The following is a 23,341-nucleotide window of genomic DNA, read 5'->3' on the forward strand; positions in this document are numbered from 1 at the left end:
GAAACTCCCGAAGGAGGGTCGTAACTCCCTGTCCATCATTTGCGCGATCTGCCAGGGCCGGCGGCGGGAACACCAAGTACGCAGAAAGACCGACCGTAATCAGAACGAAGCAGACATATAGGCCATCACTCTTCATTGAGGAACGCAAGAACTCGGTCGAATGCCGAGCACCGTAAAGCGCGCCTTTTGTAGACCCAAAGCCACTCTTCGAGAGTATGAAAACCGTCGTGGCCTCCGCCACCACGATCGCCGAAAGTTCCAGAATCCAAAAAAGGCAAAGATTTGATAGATCTTCGCTTGTCAGCTGCGAGGCAATCCCCGCTTTCACCAGCTTGCTCTCAACCTCACCTCGGTTCTGCAACACACCAGGAAGCCAAAGACACGAGAGATAGATTGTCGCTGCAAGACCTGAGATCAGAGTTTTGCACGAACCGTCGTTAACCAACCAACGTAGACTTCTACCTATCAGCGCTAGGCATAGGCCCACAAATAGCACTTGTATGCCCATGCTAGTCCGATCCGTCAACCACGGGACTGACGACCTGCGATATCGCATGTCCCCACGAGGCAACCGACCTGTCGTCTCGCAATTGCGCCGGTAAGTAAACGTCGCCGCAATTAATCGCGGCGACGAGTGCACGTTCTAGGCCTTCAATCGTAGGTTCAGCGAGCACGCACCCCAAAGTCCGAGCTTCCTCCGCAGCGTGGCTGTCTCGCATCGTGACGAACGGGATACCAAGTGCTCGCGCTTCCAGCATGGACATTGGGGACCCCTCCCGCGCGTCTGGACCCGATGGTAGAACCGCTACCGTCGCATCGTCATAGACGGCCCGCACGTCACTCACTGCACCTACAAAGTTCACATTCTCAGGACAATCGGCGGCTATCTCTACTTCATCTGGACCTCGCCCAGCTATTAGAAAATCCCAGTCTAGTCTCCGCTTGGCAACTTCTATGAGCAGCGCGAGCCGTTTGTGCCGATGAATACGCCCGGCATAGACTATCCGTGGACGCGCTGTAGCGTCCGGCTCGGCACGTGAACTCCAGTCCGGTAGCGGGTTGGGAACCACCACGGATGGAATGTGCACTTGCCGCAGCGAATCTTGTACACCGGGACTGACCGACACTACGGCGCTCTTTGACGATTGCCACCGAAGAATACGGACGGCAAGCTGCGGCAATGTCTCCGGAAGCGGGCCGTGCTCAATCCAAACAACTTTTTGTCGGGGAAGTAGTTTCGGAAACGTCAGCTTCTCCCGCACATACTGCACAACTACTACGTCCGGCTTCTCCCTCCGAATATGGTTCAGCGAGTGAATCGTAGGCAACAAACCACCGACAATCTGCCGAACGACCCCATCGCGAGAGTTTATCTTAGGCGGAAACATCACCCTGACGAGTCGCCCGTCTTTATCATTCCATCCGGGAACATTGCCGATAAGAACGACGTCCAGGGACCGGATCGTCAATTCGCGGCCTAACGCGGATAGGTAGGTCTCAGCTCCTCCGCGCTCAGTGGCATTCGCCAATAGGGCGACCGTCTTCTTTCCGCTACTGCCAAGCCCGGACGCACCAATCGAACGCCGCCGACGGTACCAGTTCTTTGTCTGTTCACGCATCGACTACACCGATTTGACCGCGTCTGCTTTGCAGGACTGACGAATACACCCTCTGACACCGTACGGCTACTGATTCCCACGTGACTTCTCCGCGAGCGTTGACAGATTCGCTGCTTGCCTGGTTTGTAAGACTGTTCTGGAGGGTTTCGCGCCACGCCTTAACAGATCCAGCCTCGACCGTCTGTTGGCTAAACCGTTCGAGTGTCTCAGCTAAGCCGCCCACGCGAGACCCGATGACAGGGGTGCCAACCGCCAGCGATTCCAGGGCAACAAGCCCAAGTAGTTCAGGACGTGAGTAGACGTGTCCACCGTATGAGGTTACTGACGGGCAAAGGATATAGCGGGCGTCTTTGTAGGTCTGCGCCACCTCTGCGTCATCTGCGTCAGGAACGAAAGTGACGCGCTTTCCCTCCGCAATACGGGCAAGGTATTTATAGTACTCCGAGTCACGAACTTGCCCCACAATTCGCAGACTTGCGCTATCCGGTAGTGCCTCGATCGCAATATGCGCACCCTTATGTGGCAGGATGCGCCCCACCACGGCGAAGTCCACAATGGAATCGATCTCCGGCGCCGCGGTTACATGATCGCCGCCTCCGTAAATCAGCGTATGGTTCCGAATTCGCTTGTGCGGATCAATATCATAACTACTCCAAGCGCTAACATACGCTGCAGCTGAAACGCACAGCAATCTTGCGCGCCCTAACAGCCTGCCAGGACAGATGAACCCGCCCCCGTGGTCAGTTAGTACGATCGGTACCCTATTTATCCTGGCTATTACGGCTCCGATATCAAACCCAGGAGAGTTTAGCTGGTGTATGTGAAGAACATCGGCCTTTCGAATGCGAGACCATAGCTCCGAGAAGCCGATCTCGGCCGAATCACAACGCCAAGACCGCAGACGGGGTATCTCCAGCACCTCGTTCGAAATCCCGATCTTCTTTAGTGCCGCAGACAATTCGGTTACGTAGCGTTCTCCCCCGCCCTTCGCGTCGTCGCCAAACTGTCTCGGCGTAACTATTGCAATATGCATTCCGCCTACCCTTCGCGCCTGTGAACCGGTGACACATTTCCAGCTCTCATAGTCGAAACAGTCATTCTGCGCGTTCTGCCCGCCGAATGTTCAGCAATGCGCACACGCAGAACATCATGGATGCCGCCTGCGCGATAACCGCGATCGATGCCGCAATCGCTCCTGACATTTCAGTTGTAGAGCTGAGGCAGACGATCAGTACTACGGTCACGAATGCTCCGAGTAGCTGGCCACACGACGCTAACCCCGGCCTACCGATACCCTGGAGGATCGCGGAACATGTGTTCGCGAAGTATCCAAACACTGTGGCCGCGAGAAGGATCTGAGTCATCTGAACCGCGGGTGCGTAGTCGCCGCCGAATACGTAAGGAACGAGATATCCTGACGACACCGCCAGCGCGCCACACCCGGCTGCGGTCGCTATCGCTCCACCTACAACCGTTGTTTTCAGTCTTGGCGAGGATAGCCCTTCAGATGCGGCCTCGCTTAACGCGTTCCGCACTGACACGAGGGCTATTACAGCAGGCACTTCGGCCACTGCGACGGCTACTGCGTAGAACCCGAGCTGGTCGAGCGGCATTACGGCTGGCAGAACAGCTTGGTCTAGTCGACTGTTTAGTGCGACTGCTATCGTTCCTGCGGACGCCAATACCGAGTATCGAGATAGTTCTACAAGACGCGATCTGGACGATGGTGCGATTGCCATATTTCTATTGCGCCCGATGGGTCTGACATACAAGATTGCTGAAGCTAGTAAACCCGCAACCATATAGCCGACCGAAAAGTTGAAAACGCCAGCGCCAACTATGAAGAGGCCTGCAATTGCCGCAACGCGTAATAGTGTGCCAATGATGCGCTCAAGGTCCAGAGTAGTGAAGTCTCGGCAACCCTGAAAGGCGGCCCGCCGAATCGCGATATACGCGCTAGGCAGAAAGGCAGTCCAAACCAATAATACCTCTGTTCTTGAGAGTCCCGTCGCAGCCGAAATTTGCTGTGAATAGAGAATTAAGAACAGAGTAACCAGAATGGTCGGAAACGTGACGATAAGATAGCCCTGTCGGGCCAGGGATTTGGCTTCATTGCCGCGTCCGATAAAATACGCGACTGCAGCAGGTACGCCTAAAGCCGCGACCGAACTAGCGACGACGAGTGGCTGAAGAACCGCAGCCAGTGCGCCTCGCCCGTCTGGCCCGAGTGCTCGTGCAATCAGTGGCGCGGTTATCAGTCCCGCCAGCGGTAGTGAAGCATATACAGTCCAACTCCGTATTAGTGCCGCGACCTGTTTTCGAGGCATGGCAACGCCATGTATACCGTCTTCGTTCTGAGCCCGATTGGCTGACCGCACTCTAAAGGCCACTGGCTCGTTGGTTCCTGCTGGTGTACGACGTTGGCTGTAAACACTCGAGCGCGTCTAAGATCAGCTCGATTTCCGTTATTCTGGACTCCCAGGAGTTCCCAGATAGGTCGAGATCTTCGACTTTTCGATTTGAAAAGTCGCGTATTTCGCTGATAACATATCGTATGAACTCGCCGTGTGTCGAAGCGACCTTCAGATCAAGTTTCTGCAGATCTCCGCCAATTAGACTCGGTAGTGGAGTTGTTACCACCGATAGTCCCGCCGCGAGATACTCGTAGACCTTCATCGGAAATACACCACGAGTGTATGGATTTATCGAGTAGGGAATCAGCCCGACCTTTGATCGACCCAACTCGGTAGCCAATGATGCTTCGTCGAGATTTCCCAGATATTCAACGTTTACGTGAGCTAGTAGCTCGCCAATGTATTCATTACCGTCACTCGCACCATCGATTGAATATGGCCCAGCAATGCTAATCTGGACTCCAGCGTCGGCTAGGCCCTTCATTAGATCGATGTCTATTTTTGATGGTGTTAGGTTCCCGGCGAATATTGCACGTTCTGTTCGCATCGAAGTTCTCCTCGATGTGAAAAGGTCAATGTTCGCTACGTTAGGCATGTACTGGACGTCGACTTCCTCGGCCAAACTATGGATATGCTTCTCGACGATCCGGGATGAAGCTGCAACAAGATCCGCGGCCAAGATGAGCTCGCGTTCACTGGCCAAAATCGCTTCTGCTGGCACATGTGGCAGTTCGTGCAATAGGTCGACGCTGTGATACACCGTGTTGGCGGCTGACTTCTCCAATCCGTAGGTCATCGGAGAGAATGTCCAAAGTTGATAGTTTTCAGGCAACTTCGTTTGTCGCACCCGAGATATTAGCTTGTAGTTGACCCACCGAACTATCTTGTAGCGGTGGAACGGCACTACAGCGGGAGATAGAACCTCTAACGACTGCGGCCTAGCCGTGTCGATTGGCCGCTGTCGTCTGCGGAACCGTAGCCCGCGCAGCAGCATTCGTTTTGCATCCGCGAAGTTGAGTTTTGGCGCTCGCAAGCCGAGCGACTCGATGTATATGACCGGTCGGCCAGTAGCCAGCCTTGATGCTATATGCTGCTTGTTCGTCCATACGTTGCTGTCGTAATCCGCAGTCGAAAGGATGACGAGTGTGGAATTTCCGGAATCCCTAGGCATTCTCTTTGTATCTTCAGTTGTGAGACCGCTTTGCGCAGCGACGGCTGCGATGGCCGAGCTACGCGTTTCGCTTTTGACAGTCCTCGCCCAACCTCTCATCGACGAAACTCCCAACCTGCTCTGATCCATTCGGCGGCGTCAAGGCAGTTTCGACCGTCGACGATGTTTCGTCGTCTTACAACGTGCGAAAGATCTGTTGGATCAATTTCGAGGAACTCTTTCCACTCTGTCAACACGAGGACCACATCCGCTTGGCTGCAGGCTTCTGCGACTGTGGGGGCGTAGTCTAGGGTAGGAAATAGTCGACGTGAGTTGGGTATTGCCTTTGGATCGTATACCGAAACGGACGCACCCTGGAGCTGAATCTGCCCCGCGACGTTGAGGGCCGGCGAATCCCGCACGTCGTCCGATTCCGGTTTGAACGCCGCGCCGAGAACTGCGATCTTGGCGCCTAAGAGAGAACCGCCGCATATCTTCCGTGTCAGTTCCACCATTCGTGTTCGACGCCGCATATTTACGTTGTCAACTTCACGCAGAAAGCTTAGGGCCTCCGCCGCGCCTAGCTCTCCCGCCCGCGCCATGAACGCTCGGATATCTTTCGGTAGGCATCCACCGCCAAATCCCACCCCAGCATTCAGGAACTTTCGCCCGATTCGGGCATCGTAGCCGATGGCGTCGGCTATTGCGGTGACGTCTGCGCCCGCCGCCTCGCACACTTCGGCGATCGAGTTAATAAATGATATTTTCGTCGCAAGAAATGCATTTGCCGAGGACTTTACGAGCTCAGCTGTCGGTGGGTCGGTCACGATGAACGGGATATCTTGACCGATTACAGACGCGTAAATCTCGCGTGTGATCTTCTCTGCCCGTCCGCTTGGAAAAGTTCCCAGGACGATCCTGTCAGGGTGCAACGTGTCGCTAACCGCGAAGCCTTCCCTTAGAAACTCGGGATTCCATGCGATCTCGACTTCGATATCCTTAGCCAGTTCGTTGGCTAGCTCAGCCAGACGTTGCGCTGTTCCCACCGGGACTGTCGATTTGCCTACGATCAATGAGTCCCTGGCCAAGAGCGGAACGAGTTCCTCGATCGCAGCATCAACGTACTGAAGGTCGGCACTGTACTCACCCTTCTTCTGCGGCGTGCCGACCGCGATGAAGAAGATGTCTGCAAAATCGGCCGCTTCCGCGTACGAGCCGGAGACCGCGAGCTGCCCTGAGTCGATGTGGCGCTTAAGAAGCTCAGGCAGCCCGGGCTCATAGAACGGCACCTCGCCTGCCGCAAGGTGCGCGCGCTTCTCCGGAACAACCTCGATACCCAGCACCTCATGTCCGAGCTCCGCCATACAAGCGGCGTGCGTCGCGCCGAGATATCCGAGTCCGAGAACCACCATCCGCATCAGTACGCCCCGTCCTTCGCAAACACTGCTCTGACCGTCTTCCACAAGATCAGGGCATCTTGCATGATCGACCAGTTCTCCACATACGAGAGGTCAAGTCGCACAGACTCTTCCCACGACAGATCGGATCGACCCGAGACCTGCCACAACCCGGTCATACCGGGTTTCACCAGCATCCGTCGCGCTACGCGCCCGTCATAGCGATCGACTTCGTCTGACAGCGGCGGCCTGGGGCCCACCAGACTCATGGTTCCACCCAGAACGTTGAACAGCTGTGGCAGCTCATCGAGGCTGTAGCGTCTAATGAAGGCCCCAACCCTGGTCACGCGCGGGTCATCGCGCATCTTGAACAGAACTCCCGACCCCTCATTGAGAGAGCGAAGGTTGTCCTTGAGCGAGTCCGCGTTCTGCACCATTGAGCGAAACTTCCACATCTCAAACGGTTCGTTGTTAAGTCCGACTCGCGTCGCCCGGTAGAAGACAGGGCCTGGCGAATCGAGCTTGATGGCCGCAGCAAGGATCGCCAGAAGCGGACAAATCATCAGGAGGAGCACTGCGGACCCGACACGGTCGACGACCGCTTTCCGGAAGCGGTTCGCGCCCTCGTAGCGGGGCTTGTCGATATGCAGCATGGGCAGGCCAGCGACCGGTCGCAGCATCATCCGCGGTCCAGCGATGTCGACGACGCCGGGCGACACCACCATGTCCACATCAAGGCCTTCGAGATCCCACGAAAGGCTCTGCATGGCGTGGTGTCCCAGCGCCTCTGCGGAAGTAACCGCCACGGTTGTAGCGCCGGCGTCTACGACTGACCGGCAGACGTCGTCAAAGTCGCCGAAGACCCGCACATTCTCGTCGCGAACGGTCATCGCGGCACGGCGACCACTCTGAGTGGGGAGACAGATGCCGACGACGCGATAGCCAAGACTGGGATTGTCCATCAGGCGTTCCATTAGTGGGATCGCCGACTTGGGTTCTCCGACGACAAGAACGTGCTCGAGGTTCTTCGCTTGCGCGCGCTGCTGCGAAAGCCGCTTGCGCCAGGCCCATCGGGACACCAGAAGGCCGAACGTACCGATCGGCAATGCAAGCGCCAGAAAACCTCTCGCAATGTTCAATCTGAAGAGCAGATCGAGCATCGCGAGGACACCAAAGACTGAGAGGCAAGCGGTGACGATTCGGCTGTACTCTTGAGACCCGGAGCCGACTACGCGACGGTCAAGGGTATGGAACGCGCGGAGGGTCAGCACCCAGGCGATACCGAGCGTGAGCGACACCAGCGCGGCCGGAGCCTGTATTGCACCGTTCGGGATGGTGGCGCTGTCGGTGCCGAAGCGCACCACTTGCGCGACCGTGATCGCGATGGCGACCACTATCGCATCGGACCATGCGAGGCGCACAAGGTAACCGTGCATCCACGATCGTGACCGTGCAGGAGCACGACTCACGAAGGGCAACCGCTGGATACGACTGGCATCCTCGCGAGCCCCCCCGAAGGCTCGACTGTTGACCACCGCACTACCTCCCCGACTTCAAACTAGAAGAGACTGGCACCCGAAGATGAGCAACAGGTTCGTGGACAGAAATGGTTATGTCCCAGTAATTATCGGCCATTTCTTGACCTAAACGGATGCTGAGAGCGTAAGGCAGCCCAAGCACTTTGACAACTTGAAGAGCATGCAGCTAAATCCGCTTTCTCGCTTACCGTTGAGTTACAACTATCGTTGGGTGCTACGTAGTCCACATGTTTCGACACCGCGCCAACAAGCGATGACACATAGCCGACACGTCGCGCTCATCCACACGTAATGCCATGTCAGACACCCCTTCTGTGAGCAGCGCAACGTTAAGTCGCTCGACTCCGTCGGCGACACCGCTAGAGCATATCTACGCACACCGACAACGCAACCTGCGAGGCTTGCGATTGTTCAATATCGCGAATGTTGATGACTATCGGTACCTGAGACGTCCATTAGAAGGAGTCTCACTCTTATCGACTGCCGCAGTTTGGTCGTTACACCACCGCGCCACATCGACCGAGCGTTAAAACGTTTGGATGAATCGGTGCGCAAATTGGTTGCACTATCGTTGCACTGCGAGCCAATCCAGACGCCTGATGAGATTTGCGTCACATTTGCGCAAATGTTTACGTCCATGTAGTTCCTGCGCCACCAAGTGTCATCAGAGACTGCTCGACCACGCTGTCCGCGGAGTTGCGGCGAACACGACCAGCCAAGCCTCGAGGGTCGCGCAGCCGAGGCGGTAGACCTTGTCCCACCACCGCCCGCGTCGCATTGGCACGACTCGCCCCACCGGGGTCATCGGACAACTCGACGAGGTGCGTCACGCAAGACCCGTTCTCGCCACAGCAGCGCATGCAGGGCTTTGCCTACCCAGGTACGCAACTGCGTCGACCGGACCCTGTCGGACACCCTAGAACAGGCCCGATTTCGTTTCTCATGTTCAGCGACATCTGAGCAGTTGAATTCCTAATCCGGATTGCCAGCCGCTAATGATTTGTGGAGACCGGCGGAGTTCCCTCCACCAATCTCACATTTCAATCACAACCCCCGTTGTAATTCCCACTCCCAGTTCGCATTTCCCACTAATAGACGCAACAATCATTCCATGCGTCCAGACCCGCAGGCGCCATCCGCTCACCTGTCTCGCCGCTCCATGCTGCGCGCGACCCTGGCCGGCACTGCCGCGCTCACCGTCGGCGCCTGCAGCTCCGATTCGACCGGAGCGTCGGCACAAACACGTTCCTGGGGCGCCTACATCCCCAGCGTGGTGCCCGCACCGTCGCAGGAGTCGCCGATCTCCCGGCTCGCGGCCCTCGCGGAGAGCCAACCCGCCTACATTCACCGCTACGCCTTCATCGACGAGCCCGCACCCATCACCGACTTCGACATCATCGTCTCTGCGGGTGCCACTCCCCTACTCACGCTGGAACCGGGCGTCGCCGACGGTGGTCCGAACCAGCCGCAGTACTCGCTACAACGACTCGCGAACGGCGAATTCGATGACACGTTGCAGCGCTGGGCCTTTGAACTCACCTCCTGGGGCAAACCCTTGCTGGTGCGGTTCGCCCCCAAGATGAACATGCCGTGGTATCCGTGGTCAGTCGGCGTCAACGGCAACACTCCCGAGCTCTACCGCGCCGCCTGGTCACGCATGCGTGCCCTATTCGACATGGCCGGCACCGCCAGCATCAAGTTCGTGTGGGCGCCGTACGCATTGACCTCCCAGGCCGGCAGCTTCGTGGAGGCCTACCCCGCCCCCTCCGAGGTCGACTACCTCGGTCTCGACGGCTACAACTGGGGCGACGTCCCCGGCCACCGGTGGACACTGCCGTCAGATCTGTTCGACCGCAGCCTCGAGATCCTCACCTCCCTCGAGGGCAACCATCCCGTCCTGTTCACCGAAGTGGCCTGCGCCGCAGCCTGGCCCGGCCGCAAGGCAACCTGGATACGGGATCTGCGCACCGTCGTCGCCCAGCATCCTCGCGTCGAAGCACTGCTCTGGTATCAGGCCGAAGACCGCGACCGCGACTGGCGGTTCAACAGCACCGACGACAGTGTCCGCGCCTTCCGCAGCATGCTCGCCCAACTGATCAACCGCACCTGACCGGACCCGACCGCACCGACAAAGGAGTCCCCGCATGCCCCGCAGAAGCCGCCGCATCGCCACAGGCTCGGCCTTGGCCGCCCTCGTCGCCGGCATGCTGGCACCGACCGCCTCCGCGGCACCCGCCGACGTCACCGTGACACCCACCGTCAGCGGCAACACCGTGGCACTGACCGTGCACAACGACTCCGCCAAACGCGTCGGCTGCGAGATCTTCGGCGTACCCGCCGACAGCGAACTCTCGGCCGGCGACCTCGCCTTCGGCTACCAAACACCCGAACAGCTCAACGCGCTGATCGTTGCCGGCTCCAGCAAGAAGCTGACGATGCGCGTGTCGGTCGGCGATCCGCCGACACCCACCGGCTCGACGACCATTGCCGACGGCAGCTACGACATCTACTGGGGATGTCGCACCGTCACCCTCCCACCGGTCGACCCGACCGCGGAGGAGTACTGGGGGACCACTCCCCCGTTGCCTGCGGGGGCGGCAACGGGGCCACGCCGGTACGGGTCGAGGTTCCCGGTGAGGCAGCGCCGACCAGTGCGCCCGCGCCGGAGACCACCACGCCGCCGATCGAGATGCAGAAGGTGTGTGTGTTCGGGTATTGCTTGCCGCTGCCGGCGGGTTCGTGAGGGGTGCATAGCTGACGCGGAGCGCGTCACCTGCCCGGAAACCCCTGCGGTAGCGGCGCGGGATAGTCGAGCTTGAATCGCGGTCCCGGCGACTCTCCACGCAACACTGCGCTGATCCACGCTTGGGCGGGCACCCAACCGGCGGCCGCGTTGGCCACGTGCTCCGGTAGAGGCACGGTCGCGAAACGTAGGTCAGCCCCCGCCGCCCAATACTTGCGCACCACCGGTAACACCACCGTCGACGGCGGGATCAGCTCGTCCCATATGCCGTGGAACCAGAGCACGGGGGTATCGGGAATGTGCTTGTCCAGGCTCAACTCCTTCAGCAGCGGCATCACTCCGGGTGCTTTTTCCAGAGTTTTGCCCGGCTGAAAGTAGTCGCGGATCGGTCGCCACATACCGGTCATCGCGGCGGTGTACACACACCGGTCGCCGAGGTCGGCAACGATAGCCCGCCCCGCCGGTGTCAGCAGCGCGTCGGCGTCGAAGATCTTCGGATACTCGCGTGACAACGCGGCGAAGCCGAGCCACATCGTGAAGTTGCTGATTCCGGTAACTCCCGGTTGCGGGCCGGTGGCGTAGCGGGCCTGCGCCACCAGGTCTGCGGGCGCGCCGCCCATGGCGGTGCCGACTATCTTGACGTCCGGCGCGTAGGTCCGGCGGAGGCCGGCCGCCCGGATGGAACCCGATCCGCCGCCGGAGTATCCGTAGAGTGCAAATGCTGAGTCGCGTAGGCCAAGTGTCTTGTCGTTCTTCACTGCGCGCAGACTGTCCAGCACCATCTTGCCTTCGTCCCAGGTGCTGAACGTGTTGAACTTGCCGTCGAAGTCCGGGATGTTCACAGCGAATCCTTGTGCGAGCCAACTTGTTGCCAGCGCCGCCTCTTTGAAGGTGCCGGTCTGCAGGGTGTGTGACGGATTGCAGGATGAGTTGGTGGAGTCGATAGCCTCCTGGAATGACACGACGGGGCGAGGACTCCCCTGCCAAGGAATGCCCGGGACGATCACCGAAGTCGCCGTCACGATCGGTTCGCCGTGCGCATCCTCGGATCGGTACAACAACTGCTTGGTGTGCACCGGGAACGGGATGCCCAGCACGCGCGTCTGGACAGTCCGCGTCCGAACCACCTGACCTAGCTCGTAGGCCGAGATGTTCGGCGGGTCGCGGTACCACGGATCTTCATCCGGGGTGGGTATCGGGAGCGCGCGGTAGATGTCTGGCTCACGCGGCAGCTGAGGCAACTGATTCTGATTCGGCGGGAAGGTGTGCGGGAATGTCGGTGCCGCCTCCGCGACGGCGGCTGTGAGTGCGGCTGCGGTTACGAGCGCAGCGGTCATCAGTACCGTCACCACCCGGCGAAACGCTTTCTCCCGCAAGCCCCTACCGCGAGGACGCCTGTACCGAGCCGCATCAAAGTTTCGGTTGTTCACGCGCTGCCCCCAGTCGTTGGTGATGTAAGCCACAGCAGTACAACACACAAGCCTTTTATTAACAAGAGCTCTTGTTCGTAATTGCTTCTACACTTTCGAAGGTGACCGGAAGAGCACGAGGCGCTGCGCCGTCGTCATCAGGACGACGCATCAGAGGTATGGACGCGACCGAGCGCGCGCAACAACGCCGTGAGTTGATCCTCGACGCGGCGCTCGACTTGTTCGCCCGGGAGGGGTACGCGAACTCGTCGATAGAGGCGATCTGCCAGATGGCCTACGTCGGCAACAAGGCGTTCTACGAGCACTTCTCCACCAAGGAGGCGTGTTATCTCGAACTGCTGCAGCGCAACACCCACTCGATCTTCGAACGGCTCTACGCGATCCCCGACGACTCGGACGAGTCCGAGGCCGATCTCACCCGACGGTTGTTGACCAGTTTCGTCGATGCCTTGGCCGATGACCCCCGCGTCGGAGTCGTCACGTTCGGTCAGTCCGGTGGGATCTCACCCACCGTCGAGCGACAACGCCGCGCCAACCGCCGCCAAGCCGCCGACCTGGTCCGCTCGGTATGGACGCGGTTCGACGCCGCCATCACCGACGACGACAATCACCTGGCGATCGCGGCCACCGGCGGAATCTTCGACCTCATCGCCGACGCACTGGACCAGTCCGACGGTGCCTTCACCAGCGAAACCCGCACCCAACTGGCGGATGCCATGACCGACTTCATGCTCACTCTCCGAGCGGGGATGCGCGCTTCGCGGTGACGTCACGCGATGGCTACGGTCCTGTGGGCTATCCGGCCTGCCGACGGCAGAGTTGCCGTTCTCAATTCGTCTGAATGACGCAACCTGACCGATCTCCCCGTCGTCGGACGTTCGCATGCGCTAGCGTCGGGCCGCCACAGGCGACGATGGGAGAGATCGATGCGGCAGCGGACCCCACGGTTCTTCACACTTCACCGAGCACTGACCGCCGCCATCCTGGGCCTCGTCCTCATCGCGACCGCGTGTGCCACGTCCGGAGAACCGCAGTCGGCGTCCGACTCCTCGACCGGGTTGTCGAACATGGAGCAGACCCAGGAGTTGGCCGGCCCGGGGACGCGGTGCGGCACGGTCACATTCGCCAGCGGCACACCCGGCAGCGTGGTGGTGCAGTCCGGAGCAATGTCGTGTACGGCTGCGGTCGCGCTCATCAACCGGTACTTCACCGATCCGTCGCTGGTGCGTCAGGGCAACACGAACTCGGCGGTGTTCGACGGATGGACATGCGTGAGCCCTACCGCGGCGGCGGCGGAGATCGCCGGATACGGAACAAAATGCGAGAGCAACGATGCGACGCTCATCGTCGTTCCGCAGGATTCTGGCGCAGGAGCTCAGACACCGAGCGGCCCAGCGTGTACCGCCGAGGCGATCAGCGCGGACCTCGGGCAGCCGATCATCGTGCCGCCACGCTGTTACGACGGCTGGGCACACGTGACGTGGAGTGCGGTGGGTGACGGATCGGGACTGGCGCACGTCGTCGGCGGGAAGTGGGTGCTCTACACAGCCTTCCCGACCATGAAGTGCCCAGACGAGGCCCGCGACGACGGTGTCCCGGAGGCAGAGCTGGGCAACTTCACCATGTGTGCGCGGGACTCGCAGGGCGAGGCCGCAGGCGATGGTGCCGGCGACCTCGGGCTGTCGGTGCCCATCACCCGACCCGCGTGCGACGGTCTCGGCATCGTGGTGGTCTACAGCGCCACCAATCCCGGCAGTTACGCCACAGAAGTCGGCAACGCCCTCGCCGCACATCCGGGCGCGAAGTACCTGCGCACCGACGAGTCGTGTCCGTCGCTGCGCCAACAGAGCGATGAGGGCAATCCGATATACGCGGTCTACAAGCCGGCCGGCTACTCGCAGTCGGAAGTGTGCGCTGCCGTGCGGCGCGAGAACGACGACGCGTACGGGAAATGGCTCGACATGACGACCGATCCGCAGGTCATCATCAGCTGTTAGGCCGGAGTGTGAGGGCTGCAAACCGGATCGGCCTGCCGCAGAGCGCATGGAGGTGTTGGAGCTGCGATTCGGTCAGGCGACTGCGGCGAACGCGTCCCGGAGCCGGTCCAGCTCGGCAGACTGCATGCTGGTCACTCCGTAGACCTCGTCGAGCTTGGCCCCCTGTTCCCCAGCACACTCACCGATCCCCGCGACACGAGACATCATCTCCAGGGTGCCGATCTGGTTCTCTACCCCGTCTGGCGAAACCACTGCGACCGGCCCGATCTCGATCGGCGGACCCGTGTCGGGAATCAGTCTCAACTTGACCGCGAGCACGACTGGCCGATGTGATTCACGCTCCAGCCCGACGGTGACGATCAAACGATCCGTGGAGCCGGGCTGAACGGTGAAATCGACGCCCGCAGCCACGTTGGAGTCAGTGACACCATCTACCTCCGAGTATGGGATGCGCAACGAGTACTCGGCCGACACTCTGCTCTCCCCGCCCTGACGTCCACAATCGAGGTCCGCTGCTGATACGACTTCTGCCTCGACAGTATTGATGCGGGCGGGCAGGCCGCCGTTGTTCTTGAGCGTGATGTCGATCGGCGTCACCGTGGCCGCTGCGGGGCTCCTCAAAGAGGGGTTGGTCACGTTGTAGCGTGTTGCCGCTATCTGCTGCGGTTCTTGCATTGTGACGGCACCCAATTCCAGGTCTTCGGCGTCCGGCTCTCCCTGATTCATCTGGATCAGCGTCAACACCAAGCCGGCAATCGCGATCACCGTCGCCGCCGAGATCCACACGGGGTGCACCATCGCCCGGCGGAATCGCTTCTTCGCTGGTCCGCCAGGCATATGCTCGGGCCCGGCCGCACGCATCGGCGTCGCGGTGCGGGTGCTCGAATCCATTGCATAGTGGTGAATCGACCAACCGCCGGGGTCGCGACGCTGGTCCTCGGCAACATCGGTGATCCAGAGCGGCCACCCAGCGGGGGGCGGCCCCCATCGCGGGTCCGGTTGCCAGCCCGGCGGCGGTGTCCACCCCGGGTGTGGGGGCGGTGGCCAGTTCGGCGGAGGGTTGTAGCGCACGATGCTCCTCATCCCAGGGGTCAGCTTTGCACAAAACTCAGATGAACGAGGTGTCTGGCGCGCAGCGAGCTTGATGAGTCAGGCGCACTCTCTCGAGAGAGTCGCCGACAATCGCGATCAACCTGCTGCCAACGCTCGATAGTTGTCGCGGAGCTGATCGAGCTCGGATGACTTGATCGATTGGTACGCGTAGATCGTCTCGAGAACTTCCAGGTTCTTCTGCGCACAGGCCTCATCGGAGCTGTTCGCAATGTGTTCCTCGACTGCCTTGTGGTTCGTGACGATGGCGTAACTGCCTGCGTCGAGTTCAGCGCCACCGTCGTGCACCAACTTGACATCAACGCCGACAACGTACGGGTAGTTGTAGAAGCTCTCGATCTCTGGGCCGATGGTCAATGACATTCTGTCCACAGCACCAGGTTTGACCTCAAACCTCACATCCTGTTGGTGCGGGCCGAGCGCAGCGCCAGGAGGTTGCGTGGGGATCTTGATCGAGTACTCGGCCGAGATGCCGGCAGGACCGGCCCCACTGCCAGTGCAGTCCGCCAGCGTTTCCAGATGTTTCACATCCGCGATGACAGCGGTGATGAGGGCAGGTCGGTCACCGTTGTTCTTCAATGTGATGTCTATTGGATTCGCACTGAATGGCGTCGACTCTCCTGCCACCTTCCGAATCCGATCGTAGGAAACCGCGGGAACGCTTTGCGGTCCAGCAACCGACGACATGGCGACCTCGAGATCAGCAGGTTTGGGCGCGGACGCCTGCCAGATCTGTACTGCCGAGAACGCCAGTCCCACGATTCCGATTATCGCGCCGAGCGTGGTCCACAAGGGATGATTCACGACTGTTGCGGTTGCACGCCGCATACCTTTCGGGGGCGGTCGTCGACCTGGCCAATGCCCGAAGTCCCAGTGATCTGGTGCCGGTCCCCACTGCGGGTCTGGCTCCCAGCCCGGTGGTGGAGTCCAGCCCGGAGGGGGCGTCGGCCAATTGGGTGGCGGGTTGAATGGCATGGGATTCCTTGAACACGGCGTCAACGAGAGATCTATTGTCGCACAACCAACGTGCCGATGCCGCCGAACGTAGACGTCGCGGAGTCTCGACGAGCACGCGCCACAAACGTGCAATGTTCACACATTCGGGGGATGGCGCGCACGCATCGCTGCCGGTAGAGGCATGGTTCTGCTGGACGGGACAACTTGGCACGAAGCGAAACCGCCGGCGACGGCAATGCAGACAGTTCATTCCTTTTGATAAAACACTCCGAGTCGAATTGCGACCGATGAACTTCGAATCAACTCCGCGAATTCACTACCTCGGGCCTCCAGTCTCACCCAATGTACTGAGATCCGTTCCACCGCAGGGTCTTCTCGGAGATGGCCCCGTCCGCGCAGGAAGGCTCGCAGTCGTTTCCGTACTGTGTGATGGTGTAGCGGCCGTCGCTGCCGGGGCCTTCGAGTTCGGCGTAGTAGAAGGCATTGGTTGTGCTCTGGTATTCGCCGCTCTGGTCCCAGCCGATGTCCGCAAAGCCGTCCTCGTCCGGGACGAGTACCACTACGCCGTTGTACCGCCCCGGGTTGTAGGTGATGAACACGTTGTTTGTGGAATCTGTTATGGGGTCGGCGAAGTCGAGAGCATCTTTGTAAACCCCGACTTTCTGTACCAGCAACTCCGCCCCGTCTCCGTCGACGGCTGCAATGCACCCTGTACCCATACCGGATGGACGAGCAAGCCCGACGACCACCTGCCCGAGTTTCGGATGAGTGACGGTGCGTTGCTCAGCAACGTTGCCGCATAGTGCGGACAAGCCTGTCTGTACGGCAGCCGGGTCAGGGCTCGCGCTGATCGAACTCGGCTCGGGTAAGCATTTGCACAACACAATTGACTGCACCGTGCCGGCTGCCGGGTCACTGTCGTAGGTCACCATGAATGCACTCTGGATGCTTCGGTCGGCAACGAAGTAGGCGCGGTGTTGTGCGGTATCAACCGAAACCGGCTCGCCGTATAGTTCCACCACGCGCGACATCGGAGCGCCTGGGACAACACCGTCGATGGTCGCCACGGCTGCCGTCGGCTCGATCTTGATCAGTTCGCCGTCAGCGAAGTGCCATCGGCAATCGCGCCATTCGATGACCACCGACTCGCCGGGGTCGGGGCCCGACGGGAAACTCGGGTTCGCGGCGCGGATATCGTCCAGGCTGTCGCCCAGCGACAACCCGTACAAGCCATCGGGAGTCAACGCCGAGGCAGCCGAGTTCGGCTCCTGTACCGCTTTGAGTCGCGGGATGAGCTGAGCCGTGTTGTCTGCCGTGACGAACTCGCCGTTGCCGGCATCAGCGATGCACTTCAACTGCTCAGAAGCGGTTTTGAATCCGACCGCGCTGATGGTGATCTCCGGGTTCTGTTCACGGATCTGCGCTGCGGTCGCACATGGATCCGGTTGGCAGGTTGCCTCACCGTCGGATACGAGAATGATCGACCCCCGCTTGTCTTTCAACGGTTCGGCCGCGGCTAACAGCGCCGACCCCACCGGGGACCAACCCTGCGCCCTCACACCACCCACCATCGTGCTCATCTGCTGACGGTCGACCGGCGCCAGCTGCGCGACGGTGACCACGTCCGTGCAGCCAACTGTCGGGCCTTTCGTCGAAGGCACTGTGCTCCCGAACGCGGTGACACCGACTTCGGTCTCCGGCGGAACAGAGGCCACCAGCGCCTGCACCGCCTGTTTGGCGGCATCCAGTCGAGGTCCAGGCGCATCATCGGTGTTCATCGACTCCGAGGCGTCGAGAACGATCATCGTGGGTATTGCCGGTGCAACCTGGGGTGATGACGATGGCGCCGCCGTCGGAGCCCCGTCGGCCGCACACGCCACGAGGAGGTGAAACGTGACCAAGACTGTCAGCACGGCACCGAGGCCTTGCGCCCTCCGACTCATGAGAAAAGAGATTATCTCGCCCAAAACGGATATGTCCGTAGTCCATTTGTACGATTCGGCCCGGCGTAGCGGGGTTTACAGGAGCCGACGCTATGGATAGATCACGTGCCGCGGGCGACCCGCAGGTGCCACACAGCGCGCACGACTCGCTCGCTCATCACACGGGCCAACGCTGGGAATGAACCCACCGGACCTGCTCGTTGCGCGAATGGTCAACACATCGCCGAACAAATGAGGTGCAATCGTGCAGATCGGGATCATCGGTGCAGGATTCATCGGCGGAACGCTGACGCGTCGTCTCACAGCCCTGGGCCACCAGGTACGGGTGGCGAACTCGCGGCATCCGGAGACGCTGACCGAGTTGGCCGCTGAGACCGGCGCCACCGCGGTGTGGGCGGCCGACGCTGCCCAGGACGCCGACCTGGTGATCGTCAGCATCCCGCAGAAGAACACCCCCGACCTCGCGCCGGGAATCCTCAACGCCCGCAAGGAGAACGCGCCGGTCATCGAGACCAACAACTACTACCCGCAGCAACGCGACGGCAAGATCGAGGCGATCGAGAACGGCACACCCGAAAGCGTCTGGGTGTCGCAACTGCTCGGCGTACCGGTCTACAAGGTATTCAACGGCATCTACTGGAAGCACCTGCTCAACAGGGGCGTGCCTGCGGGAGCGGCCGGGCGGATCGCACTACCGATCGCCGGCGACGACCCGACCGGCAAAGAGATCGTGTCTCGCATCGTCGACGAACTCGGCTTCGACCCGGTCGACGCCGGCCTCCTCTCCGAGTCGTAGCGCCACCAACCGGGAACCCCGGTGTACGGCAAGGATTATGACGTCGAGAAAACACTGAAAGCGCTCGCCGAGGCATCGCCGGAGCGTTCCGCGGAGTGGCGGGCCTGACGGAGCCGACGAGACCCCGACAAGGACGATCGGCTCAGGATGTAATTATGCCCGGCGGGGCCTGTAGCCACGTCAGCGTCACGGCAATAGCGAGTCGAGACTCCCCCAACCCGAGCCGCCCGGCTCTTCCGGTTCCGGCGTGGAAATGCCGTTCACCGTAAACGCCTTGTAGTACTGGGTGTCGTCACCGTCGTAACCACCGGAACTGTTGTAGGGGGTGCACTCTGCTAGGACAACATAAGATCCCGGCTCCAAGGTGATCGTCTGTGTGCGGGTGCCAAACCACTGGGGATACTCGTTGAAGACTGGGCGAAAGCGTGGCGTGTCAGCAAGTGCGGGGTCGATCGCGATCAACTCTCCGGCGGTAGTGACCGACCATGCCGGCGGCCCGACCGCGTCGTTGGGGGTTCCGGGGAGGACGAGAGACGCATTGCAGCTGTTCAGAGTCTTGGGTGTGGCAGTGATCGTAGCCGAATTTGAAGTCGTGGTCACCGAGATGAAGTCGGCGTCGCTCCCAGGCACGGGAGCGGCTGAAGCAGCGCCAGTACCGAAGAAGCTGATTGCCGAGACTGCGCCGATCACGGTGGTACCGAGACGCATGAGTATCGCCATAGAGACTCCTTTGCGAAGAAGAATCGTGTGATGCGAGCGTGCAGAAATCTATCGCAAGCCAGACGATTACTGCTGCGCGACAAAATGATTTAGCACAAAGATGCGACATCCACGATGGACTGAAATACCCAGGACCCAGCTCGTCCTCATCGACACCATCAGTGGTGATGGTTCCAGGGTGGTAGGCGTATGGGCCCTCTGCCACCGGGTACGTTCCGATCTGCGTTAGCTGGCTCAATTCTGTTGTGGCGCTGGGTCAGTCGCGAGAACGGCACTCTCGTCTTCATTGGACATCGACGAGCGCCCGGCTCCGTCGGGAAGAAGCTCGACGCGTGTCACGTCTTGGGAATCATCCACGACGATCGTGCCGAACAGTGGGCGCCCTGGCGGGAGGATGCGGATAACGATCGAGCCGCGTGCCGTGGCATTCACCACAGCCACTATTTGTCCCAGCACAGACGTACGTGCAGGTGGGTCGACGTCGTCGAGTCCATGCTCGTCAACCATGACCACTTCGACACCGCGCCCACGTGCAGCCGACACAGCCGCAGAGACCTGCGGCGTCCCGGCCAGCAACGGCGCCCGCAATGTATCGCGGATCTGCGCCTCCACGGTGCGGCACTGTTCCCGCTCGGCGAGCGTCAGCCGCGAGTCGCCAGCGATCCGCTGCAGCAGTGGCGTCACTTCCGTACCCAATTCGCGTAGCCGCTGATCACGTTCTGCCACCGCGGCCACGGCTGCCGCACGGGCAGCGTTCTGCTCCACAGCACGTCGGCGGAGCTCGTAGATGTTGGCCGCGGCAGGCCGAATGGTCGCTGCAAAGAATGTCGCCATTAACAAGGGACCCAGATTCACCGCACTCGTGCCGAGACCTTCCATCGGTCCGCGATCCGTTGTCACTGTCCATAGGACCGCCGACGCCATGAGACCCGCCATTGTCAGCCATGCCGTACCCACTCGCCCACGCACGCATAGCCAGGTGCTCAACGTCGTCACTCCGCCGAACATCCAGAGTTGATCCGGCGAGCTGTTCGGTACGGGTAGCGCGTGAAAACAGGCGTAGGTGGCCGCTGTCGCTGCAATGGCCACTGCCAACGCGAACGGCGCAGGCAACGGGTCCTGGCGCACCGAGATTAGACCGACCGCCCACACAGTCAGGATCGCCAGCAACACCGCACCTGGCCACACCGCTGTCAGTTCTCCGGCGGAGGTCGTAAACAAAGCTATCTCAGCTCCAAGGAAGAGCGCCGCGATCGCCCACGCCGCTCTCGTGTTCATACCCAGCAATGAGCGAACGTCACCCGTCTCTTCGTTCAACCGGAAGTCGAGCACGCTCACGACGGCGTCTCCCATCTAATCTCTACGCGGGTACCTGCGTCCGCCGCTGACACCACCTCAGCCGATCCGCCAGGCAGGGACCGGACTCGGGCAAGGATGCTTACGGCAAGTCCGAGGCGATGGGGTGAGACACCTGCCAGGTCAAAACCACAGCCATCGTCAATCACCGTGGCCCTTATACCGTCGGCGGCGATGTGAAGCGTCACGGTGCGGTCGGCATCATCGCCTGCGTGAATGATGCTGTTACGCAGTGCCTCAGCAATGGCCGACTCCAGAACGTCGACCACTGCGACGGGAGCACTCAACAAGTCAGCGGTGTCGTCCAGAGTAGTGATGACATGCTGCGTAACGTCGACAGACAGCGCCGCAGCTCGCAGTCGTGCACGAACCGCGTTCGCCGACAGCACGGAAACCTCCGCAGACGGTGAAGTCAGTTTGTGCATGGCGATTCTCGCCTGCCGACGGACCGACTCCGTGTTTCCCTGTCTCGCCGCGGCGAGAAGTGTCGACATGACCCAGTCGTGAGTCAAACCGTCAATATGGCTGCGCTGATTGCGTCGGGCCTCCGCTTCGGCAGCCGCGGCGGCACCTGCGTATGCGGCGTCACGTGTTTCATCGAGAACTTTCCCGGTCCGCATCGCCATCAGTGCGGCACACGCGTAGGAAAGAACAAAGGCAAATGCGAACAAGGCGTCGGCAAAGAGATTCGCAGGATAGTCATCCGGTCGACCGAGCTTGCTCGCCAACTGCGCCGGGACTACCGCCGCCACCACCAAGGCCAAGGTCCAGCGAGCCGGCAGGGTGATGGCGGCAGCGAGCGCAGCCAAGCCAGGAATCACAGCGAACCAAGGATCCTTGTCAACGGACCCCCAATTCGATGCCGGAAACCAACTGAGCGCGACGACGACAAACGCGATCGCGCATGTGCGCGATGCAAGCCTCGCGAGCGCACGTCTGTGCGTGATAGCGGCAACCAGCAGGACCGCCGGCGGGATGAAGATTGCAGGGGGCGCGGCAAGGTCCCACCACGCTGCCACGCTGCCGAATTGATCACCGATCATCGGGCCCAGAATTGCCAAGTACGCGACATAGCCGGCGCCGACGAAAATCGAAAACAGACGCTCGATCCGCACCGCCGCGCTCTGCTCCCGGGCAGGGGTCAGCGATTGCGCCGCCGTCGCGGAAACGGTAGCCATCCGTCCTCCAATGCGCGTTGGTACAACTCGGTCTTGGTGGGAGCGGGACGACCTGAGGCGGCGTATTTTTGCCGAATACGAGACAGGTAGTCGTTCACCGTGTCAGGTGACAAGCCCGATAGGGATGCGACCCGTTGCGCGGATTCACCTGACGCATAGAGAGCGAGAACCTCGCGCTGCCGGGGACTCAACGCAACGTCAGCGAACTCGGCGTCGCCGTCGATGGCCATCGCCCAGTCCATCGTGCCGACGACGCCCCCCCTCGGCCGCTTGGCGCACCGCAGCGACCAACACCGAGTCGTGTTCCGATTTGCGCACAACGCCCAAGACCCCCGCTTTGGCTGCTGTTCTCACCAGATATGGTTCCTCGCCCGACGTAAACACCAACACGTTGTCGATGCCGCCAGCGGCAAGGTCAGCGACGTTGGCAGCGGGTGATGAACCATCGGGCAATCGGAGGTCGAGGATCGCCAAGTCGAGATCTGTGGCCGCGACCAACAGATCCGACACAGTGGGGGCTGCGGCGACCAACGCAAGCTCCGGATACGGAGCGAGCACGGCGCGGATCCCGGCCACCGTTACCGCGTGGTCTTCGACAACTCCTATCCGATGTGAATTGTTCACTAGCCTCCTTCGACACCGACGAAACGCGAAATCAGACTATGCGACAAAGTACCTGTTGACCTGTTTGTCGATAGCGACAAGACGGCCCGAGGATCTCGGATTTTCTCCGGCGCGCCTTTCGATTCGGGCGCCTCGGACCGAGCACGTCGCGATGATAGGGGGGAAGCAGTGTCAAGGGACATCGGTAAGTGCCCATAGGCGGACATGGAAACTGCCCGTAGGCGGTCATGAAGGGGTGCCCGGTGGCGGGACATGATTCTGCCCACTGGTCCGCCACCGGGGATGGTCAGTTGAGGGCGGTGACCCCCTTTCCGGCGAGTGCTTGGGCCAGGCGCACGGAGTCGCCGCTGGTCTGGCACAGGTGGGCAT

At 60.7% G+C, this 23,341-nt stretch carries 17 protein-coding genes and 4 pseudogenes; 5 read left to right on the forward strand and 16 right to left on the reverse strand.

The features are described 5' to 3' along the window. Window positions 1-509: 509 nt before the first annotated feature. From L1892_RS25060 to L1892_RS17620, 7 genes and pseudogenes are all read right to left on the reverse strand, one after another. A complete protein-coding gene (locus L1892_RS25060) occupies window positions 510-1,619 on the reverse strand; it encodes a glycosyltransferase family 4 protein (protein ID WP_372475182.1) in 1,110 nt (369 codons plus the stop codon). Next, the gene (locus L1892_RS17600; protein ID WP_235724942.1) at window positions 1,612-2,652 is read right to left on the reverse strand and encodes a glycosyltransferase family 4 protein; all 1,041 of its coding nucleotides are present in this window, start codon (window positions 2,650-2,652) and stop codon (window positions 1,612-1,614) included. The genes L1892_RS25060 and L1892_RS17600 overlap by 8 nt, the downstream gene beginning before the upstream one ends. Window positions 2,653-2,713: 61 nt before the next feature. Continuing rightward, the gene (locus L1892_RS25095; protein WP_435948556.1) at window positions 2,714-2,863 is read right to left on the reverse strand and encodes a hypothetical protein; all 150 of its coding nucleotides are present in this window, start codon (window positions 2,861-2,863) and stop codon (window positions 2,714-2,716) included. Between the two features lie 291 nt (window positions 2,864-3,154). Continuing rightward, window positions 3,155-3,946 (reverse strand): annotated as a pseudogene (locus L1892_RS25100) (oligosaccharide flippase family protein); the annotation flags it as partial. Between the two features lie 52 nt (window positions 3,947-3,998). Next, a complete protein-coding gene (locus L1892_RS17610) occupies window positions 3,999-4,829 on the reverse strand; it encodes a glycosyltransferase family protein (RefSeq protein WP_235724943.1) in 831 nt (276 codons plus the stop codon). Window positions 4,830-5,299: 470 nt separating this feature from the next. Continuing rightward, window positions 5,300-6,601 carry a UDP-glucose dehydrogenase family protein gene (locus tag L1892_RS17615; RefSeq protein ID WP_235724944.1) on the reverse strand — a complete coding sequence of 434 codons (1,302 nt, stop codon included), beginning with the start codon at window positions 6,599-6,601 and terminating at the stop codon, window positions 5,300-5,302. Continuing rightward, window positions 6,601-8,016, reverse strand: a complete 1,416-nt coding sequence (locus L1892_RS17620; protein ID WP_235724945.1) for a sugar transferase — start codon at window positions 8,014-8,016, stop codon at window positions 6,601-6,603. Before L1892_RS17620 ends, L1892_RS17615 begins: the two co-directional genes overlap by 1 nt. Window positions 8,017-9,229: 1,213 nt before the next feature. Between L1892_RS17620 and L1892_RS17625 the strand changes: the two genes are divergently transcribed. Both L1892_RS17625 and L1892_RS17630 read left to right on the forward strand, forming a co-directional pair. Then, the gene (locus tag L1892_RS17625) at window positions 9,230-10,228 is read left to right on the forward strand and encodes a glycoside hydrolase family 26 protein (RefSeq protein WP_235724946.1); all 999 of its coding nucleotides are present in this window, start codon (window positions 9,230-9,232) and stop codon (window positions 10,226-10,228) included. Window positions 10,229-10,262: 34 nt separating this feature from the next. After that, on the forward strand, window positions 10,263-10,937 hold the full coding sequence (locus tag L1892_RS17630) for a hypothetical protein (RefSeq protein WP_235724947.1): 675 nt from the start codon (window positions 10,263-10,265) through the stop codon (window positions 10,935-10,937). On the opposite strand, the gene L1892_RS17635 is transcribed toward L1892_RS17630, so the two are convergent. Next, window positions 10,888-12,198, reverse strand: coding sequence for a lipase family protein (locus L1892_RS17635; RefSeq protein ID WP_235724948.1), 1,311 nt, complete (start codon window positions 12,196-12,198; stop codon window positions 10,888-10,890). The two genes, L1892_RS17630 and L1892_RS17635, sit on opposite strands and share 50 nt — an antisense overlap. 251 nt (window positions 12,199-12,449) lie before the next feature. On the opposite strand from L1892_RS17635, the gene L1892_RS17640 reads away from it, so the two are divergent. Both L1892_RS17640 and L1892_RS17645 read left to right on the forward strand, forming a co-directional pair. Further along, on the forward strand, window positions 12,450-13,058 hold the full coding sequence (locus L1892_RS17640) for a TetR/AcrR family transcriptional regulator (protein ID WP_235724949.1): 609 nt from the start codon (window positions 12,450-12,452) through the stop codon (window positions 13,056-13,058). Window positions 13,059-13,217: 159 nt separating this feature from the next. After that, window positions 13,218-14,288: a hypothetical protein gene (locus L1892_RS17645; protein WP_235724950.1), complete on the forward strand. Its 1,071-nt coding sequence runs from the start codon at window positions 13,218-13,220 to the stop codon at window positions 14,286-14,288. Window positions 14,289-14,360: 72 nt separating this feature from the next. Here L1892_RS17645 and L1892_RS17650 read toward each other — a convergent pair whose 3' ends face one another. The 3 genes from L1892_RS17650 to L1892_RS17660 form a co-directional block, all read right to left on the reverse strand. Beyond that, complete coding sequence (locus tag L1892_RS17650; protein WP_235724951.1) at window positions 14,361-15,179, reverse strand: hypothetical protein; 819 nt, start codon at window positions 15,177-15,179, stop codon at window positions 14,361-14,363. A 297-nt stretch (window positions 15,180-15,476) separates the two neighbouring features. Then, complete coding sequence (locus L1892_RS17655) at window positions 15,477-16,157, reverse strand: hypothetical protein (protein ID WP_235724952.1); 681 nt, start codon at window positions 16,155-16,157, stop codon at window positions 15,477-15,479. Window positions 16,158-16,690: 533 nt separating this feature from the next. Then, the gene (locus L1892_RS17660) at window positions 16,691-18,298 is read right to left on the reverse strand and encodes a vWA domain-containing protein (protein WP_308191718.1); all 1,608 of its coding nucleotides are present in this window, start codon (window positions 18,296-18,298) and stop codon (window positions 16,691-16,693) included. A gap of 244 nt (window positions 18,299-18,542) precedes the next feature. Here L1892_RS17660 and L1892_RS17665 point away from each other — a divergent pair. After that, window positions 18,543-19,202: pseudogene (locus L1892_RS17665) on the forward strand (NADPH-dependent F420 reductase). Between the two features lie 78 nt (window positions 19,203-19,280). On the opposite strand, the gene L1892_RS17670 reads toward L1892_RS17665, so the two are convergent. From L1892_RS17670 to L1892_RS17690, 5 genes and pseudogenes are all read right to left on the reverse strand, one after another. Then, window positions 19,281-19,814, reverse strand: coding sequence for a hypothetical protein (locus L1892_RS17670; protein WP_235724953.1), 534 nt, complete (start codon window positions 19,812-19,814; stop codon window positions 19,281-19,283). A 234-nt stretch (window positions 19,815-20,048) separates the two neighbouring features. Then, window positions 20,049-21,167: a DUF8320 family protein gene (locus L1892_RS25130; protein WP_504878617.1), complete on the reverse strand. Its 1,119-nt coding sequence runs from the start codon at window positions 21,165-21,167 to the stop codon at window positions 20,049-20,051. Beyond that, complete coding sequence (locus L1892_RS17680) at window positions 21,149-22,348, reverse strand: ATP-binding protein (RefSeq protein ID WP_235724955.1); 1,200 nt, start codon at window positions 22,346-22,348, stop codon at window positions 21,149-21,151. The genes L1892_RS25130 and L1892_RS17680 overlap by 19 nt, the downstream gene beginning before the upstream one ends. Next, window positions 22,312-22,972, reverse strand: a pseudogene (locus L1892_RS17685) (LuxR C-terminal-related transcriptional regulator). Before L1892_RS17685 ends, L1892_RS17680 begins: the two are co-directional and overlap by 37 nt. 286 nt (window positions 22,973-23,258) lie before the next feature. Continuing rightward, a pseudogene (locus tag L1892_RS17690) lies at window positions 23,259-23,341 on the reverse strand (ATP-binding protein); the annotation flags it as partial.

Source organism: Gordonia tangerina, from assembly GCF_021556435.1.
In the GTDB taxonomy this organism is placed as follows: Bacteria; Actinomycetota; Actinomycetes; order Mycobacteriales; family Mycobacteriaceae; genus Gordonia; species Gordonia tangerina.

What these genes read in the sequence shown, in the direction of transcription:
- L1892_RS25060 (WP_372475182.1), bottom strand. Translation starts at nt 1,619, where the DNA reads ATGCGTGAACAGACAAAGAACTGGTACCGTCGGCGGCGTTCGATTGGT.
- L1892_RS17600 (WP_235724942.1), bottom strand. Translation starts at nt 2,652, where the DNA reads ATGCATATTGCAATAGTTACGCCGAGACAGTTTGGCGACGACGCGAAG.
- L1892_RS17610 (WP_235724943.1), bottom strand. Translation starts at nt 4,829, where the DNA reads ATGACCTACGGATTGGAGAAGTCAGCCGCCAACACGGTGTATCACAGC.
- L1892_RS17615 (WP_235724944.1), bottom strand. Translation starts at nt 6,601, where the DNA reads ATGCGGATGGTGGTTCTCGGACTCGGATATCTCGGCGCGACGCACGCC.
- L1892_RS17620 (WP_235724945.1), bottom strand. Translation starts at nt 8,016, where the DNA reads ATGCACGGTTACCTTGTGCGCCTCGCATGGTCCGATGCGATAGTGGTC.
- L1892_RS17625 (WP_235724946.1), top strand. Translation starts at nt 9,230, where the DNA reads ATGCGTCCAGACCCGCAGGCGCCATCCGCTCACCTGTCTCGCCGCTCC.
- L1892_RS17630 (WP_235724947.1), top strand. Translation starts at nt 10,263, where the DNA reads ATGCCCCGCAGAAGCCGCCGCATCGCCACAGGCTCGGCCTTGGCCGCC.
- L1892_RS17635 (WP_235724948.1), bottom strand. Translation starts at nt 12,198, where the DNA reads ATGACCGCTGCGCTCGTAACCGCAGCCGCACTCACAGCCGCCGTCGCG.
- L1892_RS17640 (WP_235724949.1), top strand. Translation starts at nt 12,450, where the DNA reads ATGGACGCGACCGAGCGCGCGCAACAACGCCGTGAGTTGATCCTCGAC.
- L1892_RS17645 (WP_235724950.1), top strand. Translation starts at nt 13,218, where the DNA reads ATGCGGCAGCGGACCCCACGGTTCTTCACACTTCACCGAGCACTGACC.
- L1892_RS17650 (WP_235724951.1), bottom strand. Translation starts at nt 15,179, where the DNA reads ATGGATTCGAGCACCCGCACCGCGACGCCGATGCGTGCGGCCGGGCCC.
- L1892_RS17660 (WP_308191718.1), bottom strand. Translation starts at nt 18,298, where the DNA reads ATGAGTCGGAGGGCGCAAGGCCTCGGTGCCGTGCTGACAGTCTTGGTC.
- L1892_RS17670 (WP_235724953.1), bottom strand. Translation starts at nt 19,814, where the DNA reads ATGGCGATACTCATGCGTCTCGGTACCACCGTGATCGGCGCAGTCTCG.
- L1892_RS25130 (WP_504878617.1), bottom strand. Translation starts at nt 21,167, where the DNA reads ATGGGAGACGCCGTCGTGAGCGTGCTCGACTTCCGGTTGAACGAAGAG.
- L1892_RS17680 (WP_235724955.1), bottom strand. Translation starts at nt 22,348, where the DNA reads ATGGCTACCGTTTCCGCGACGGCGGCGCAATCGCTGACCCCTGCCCGG.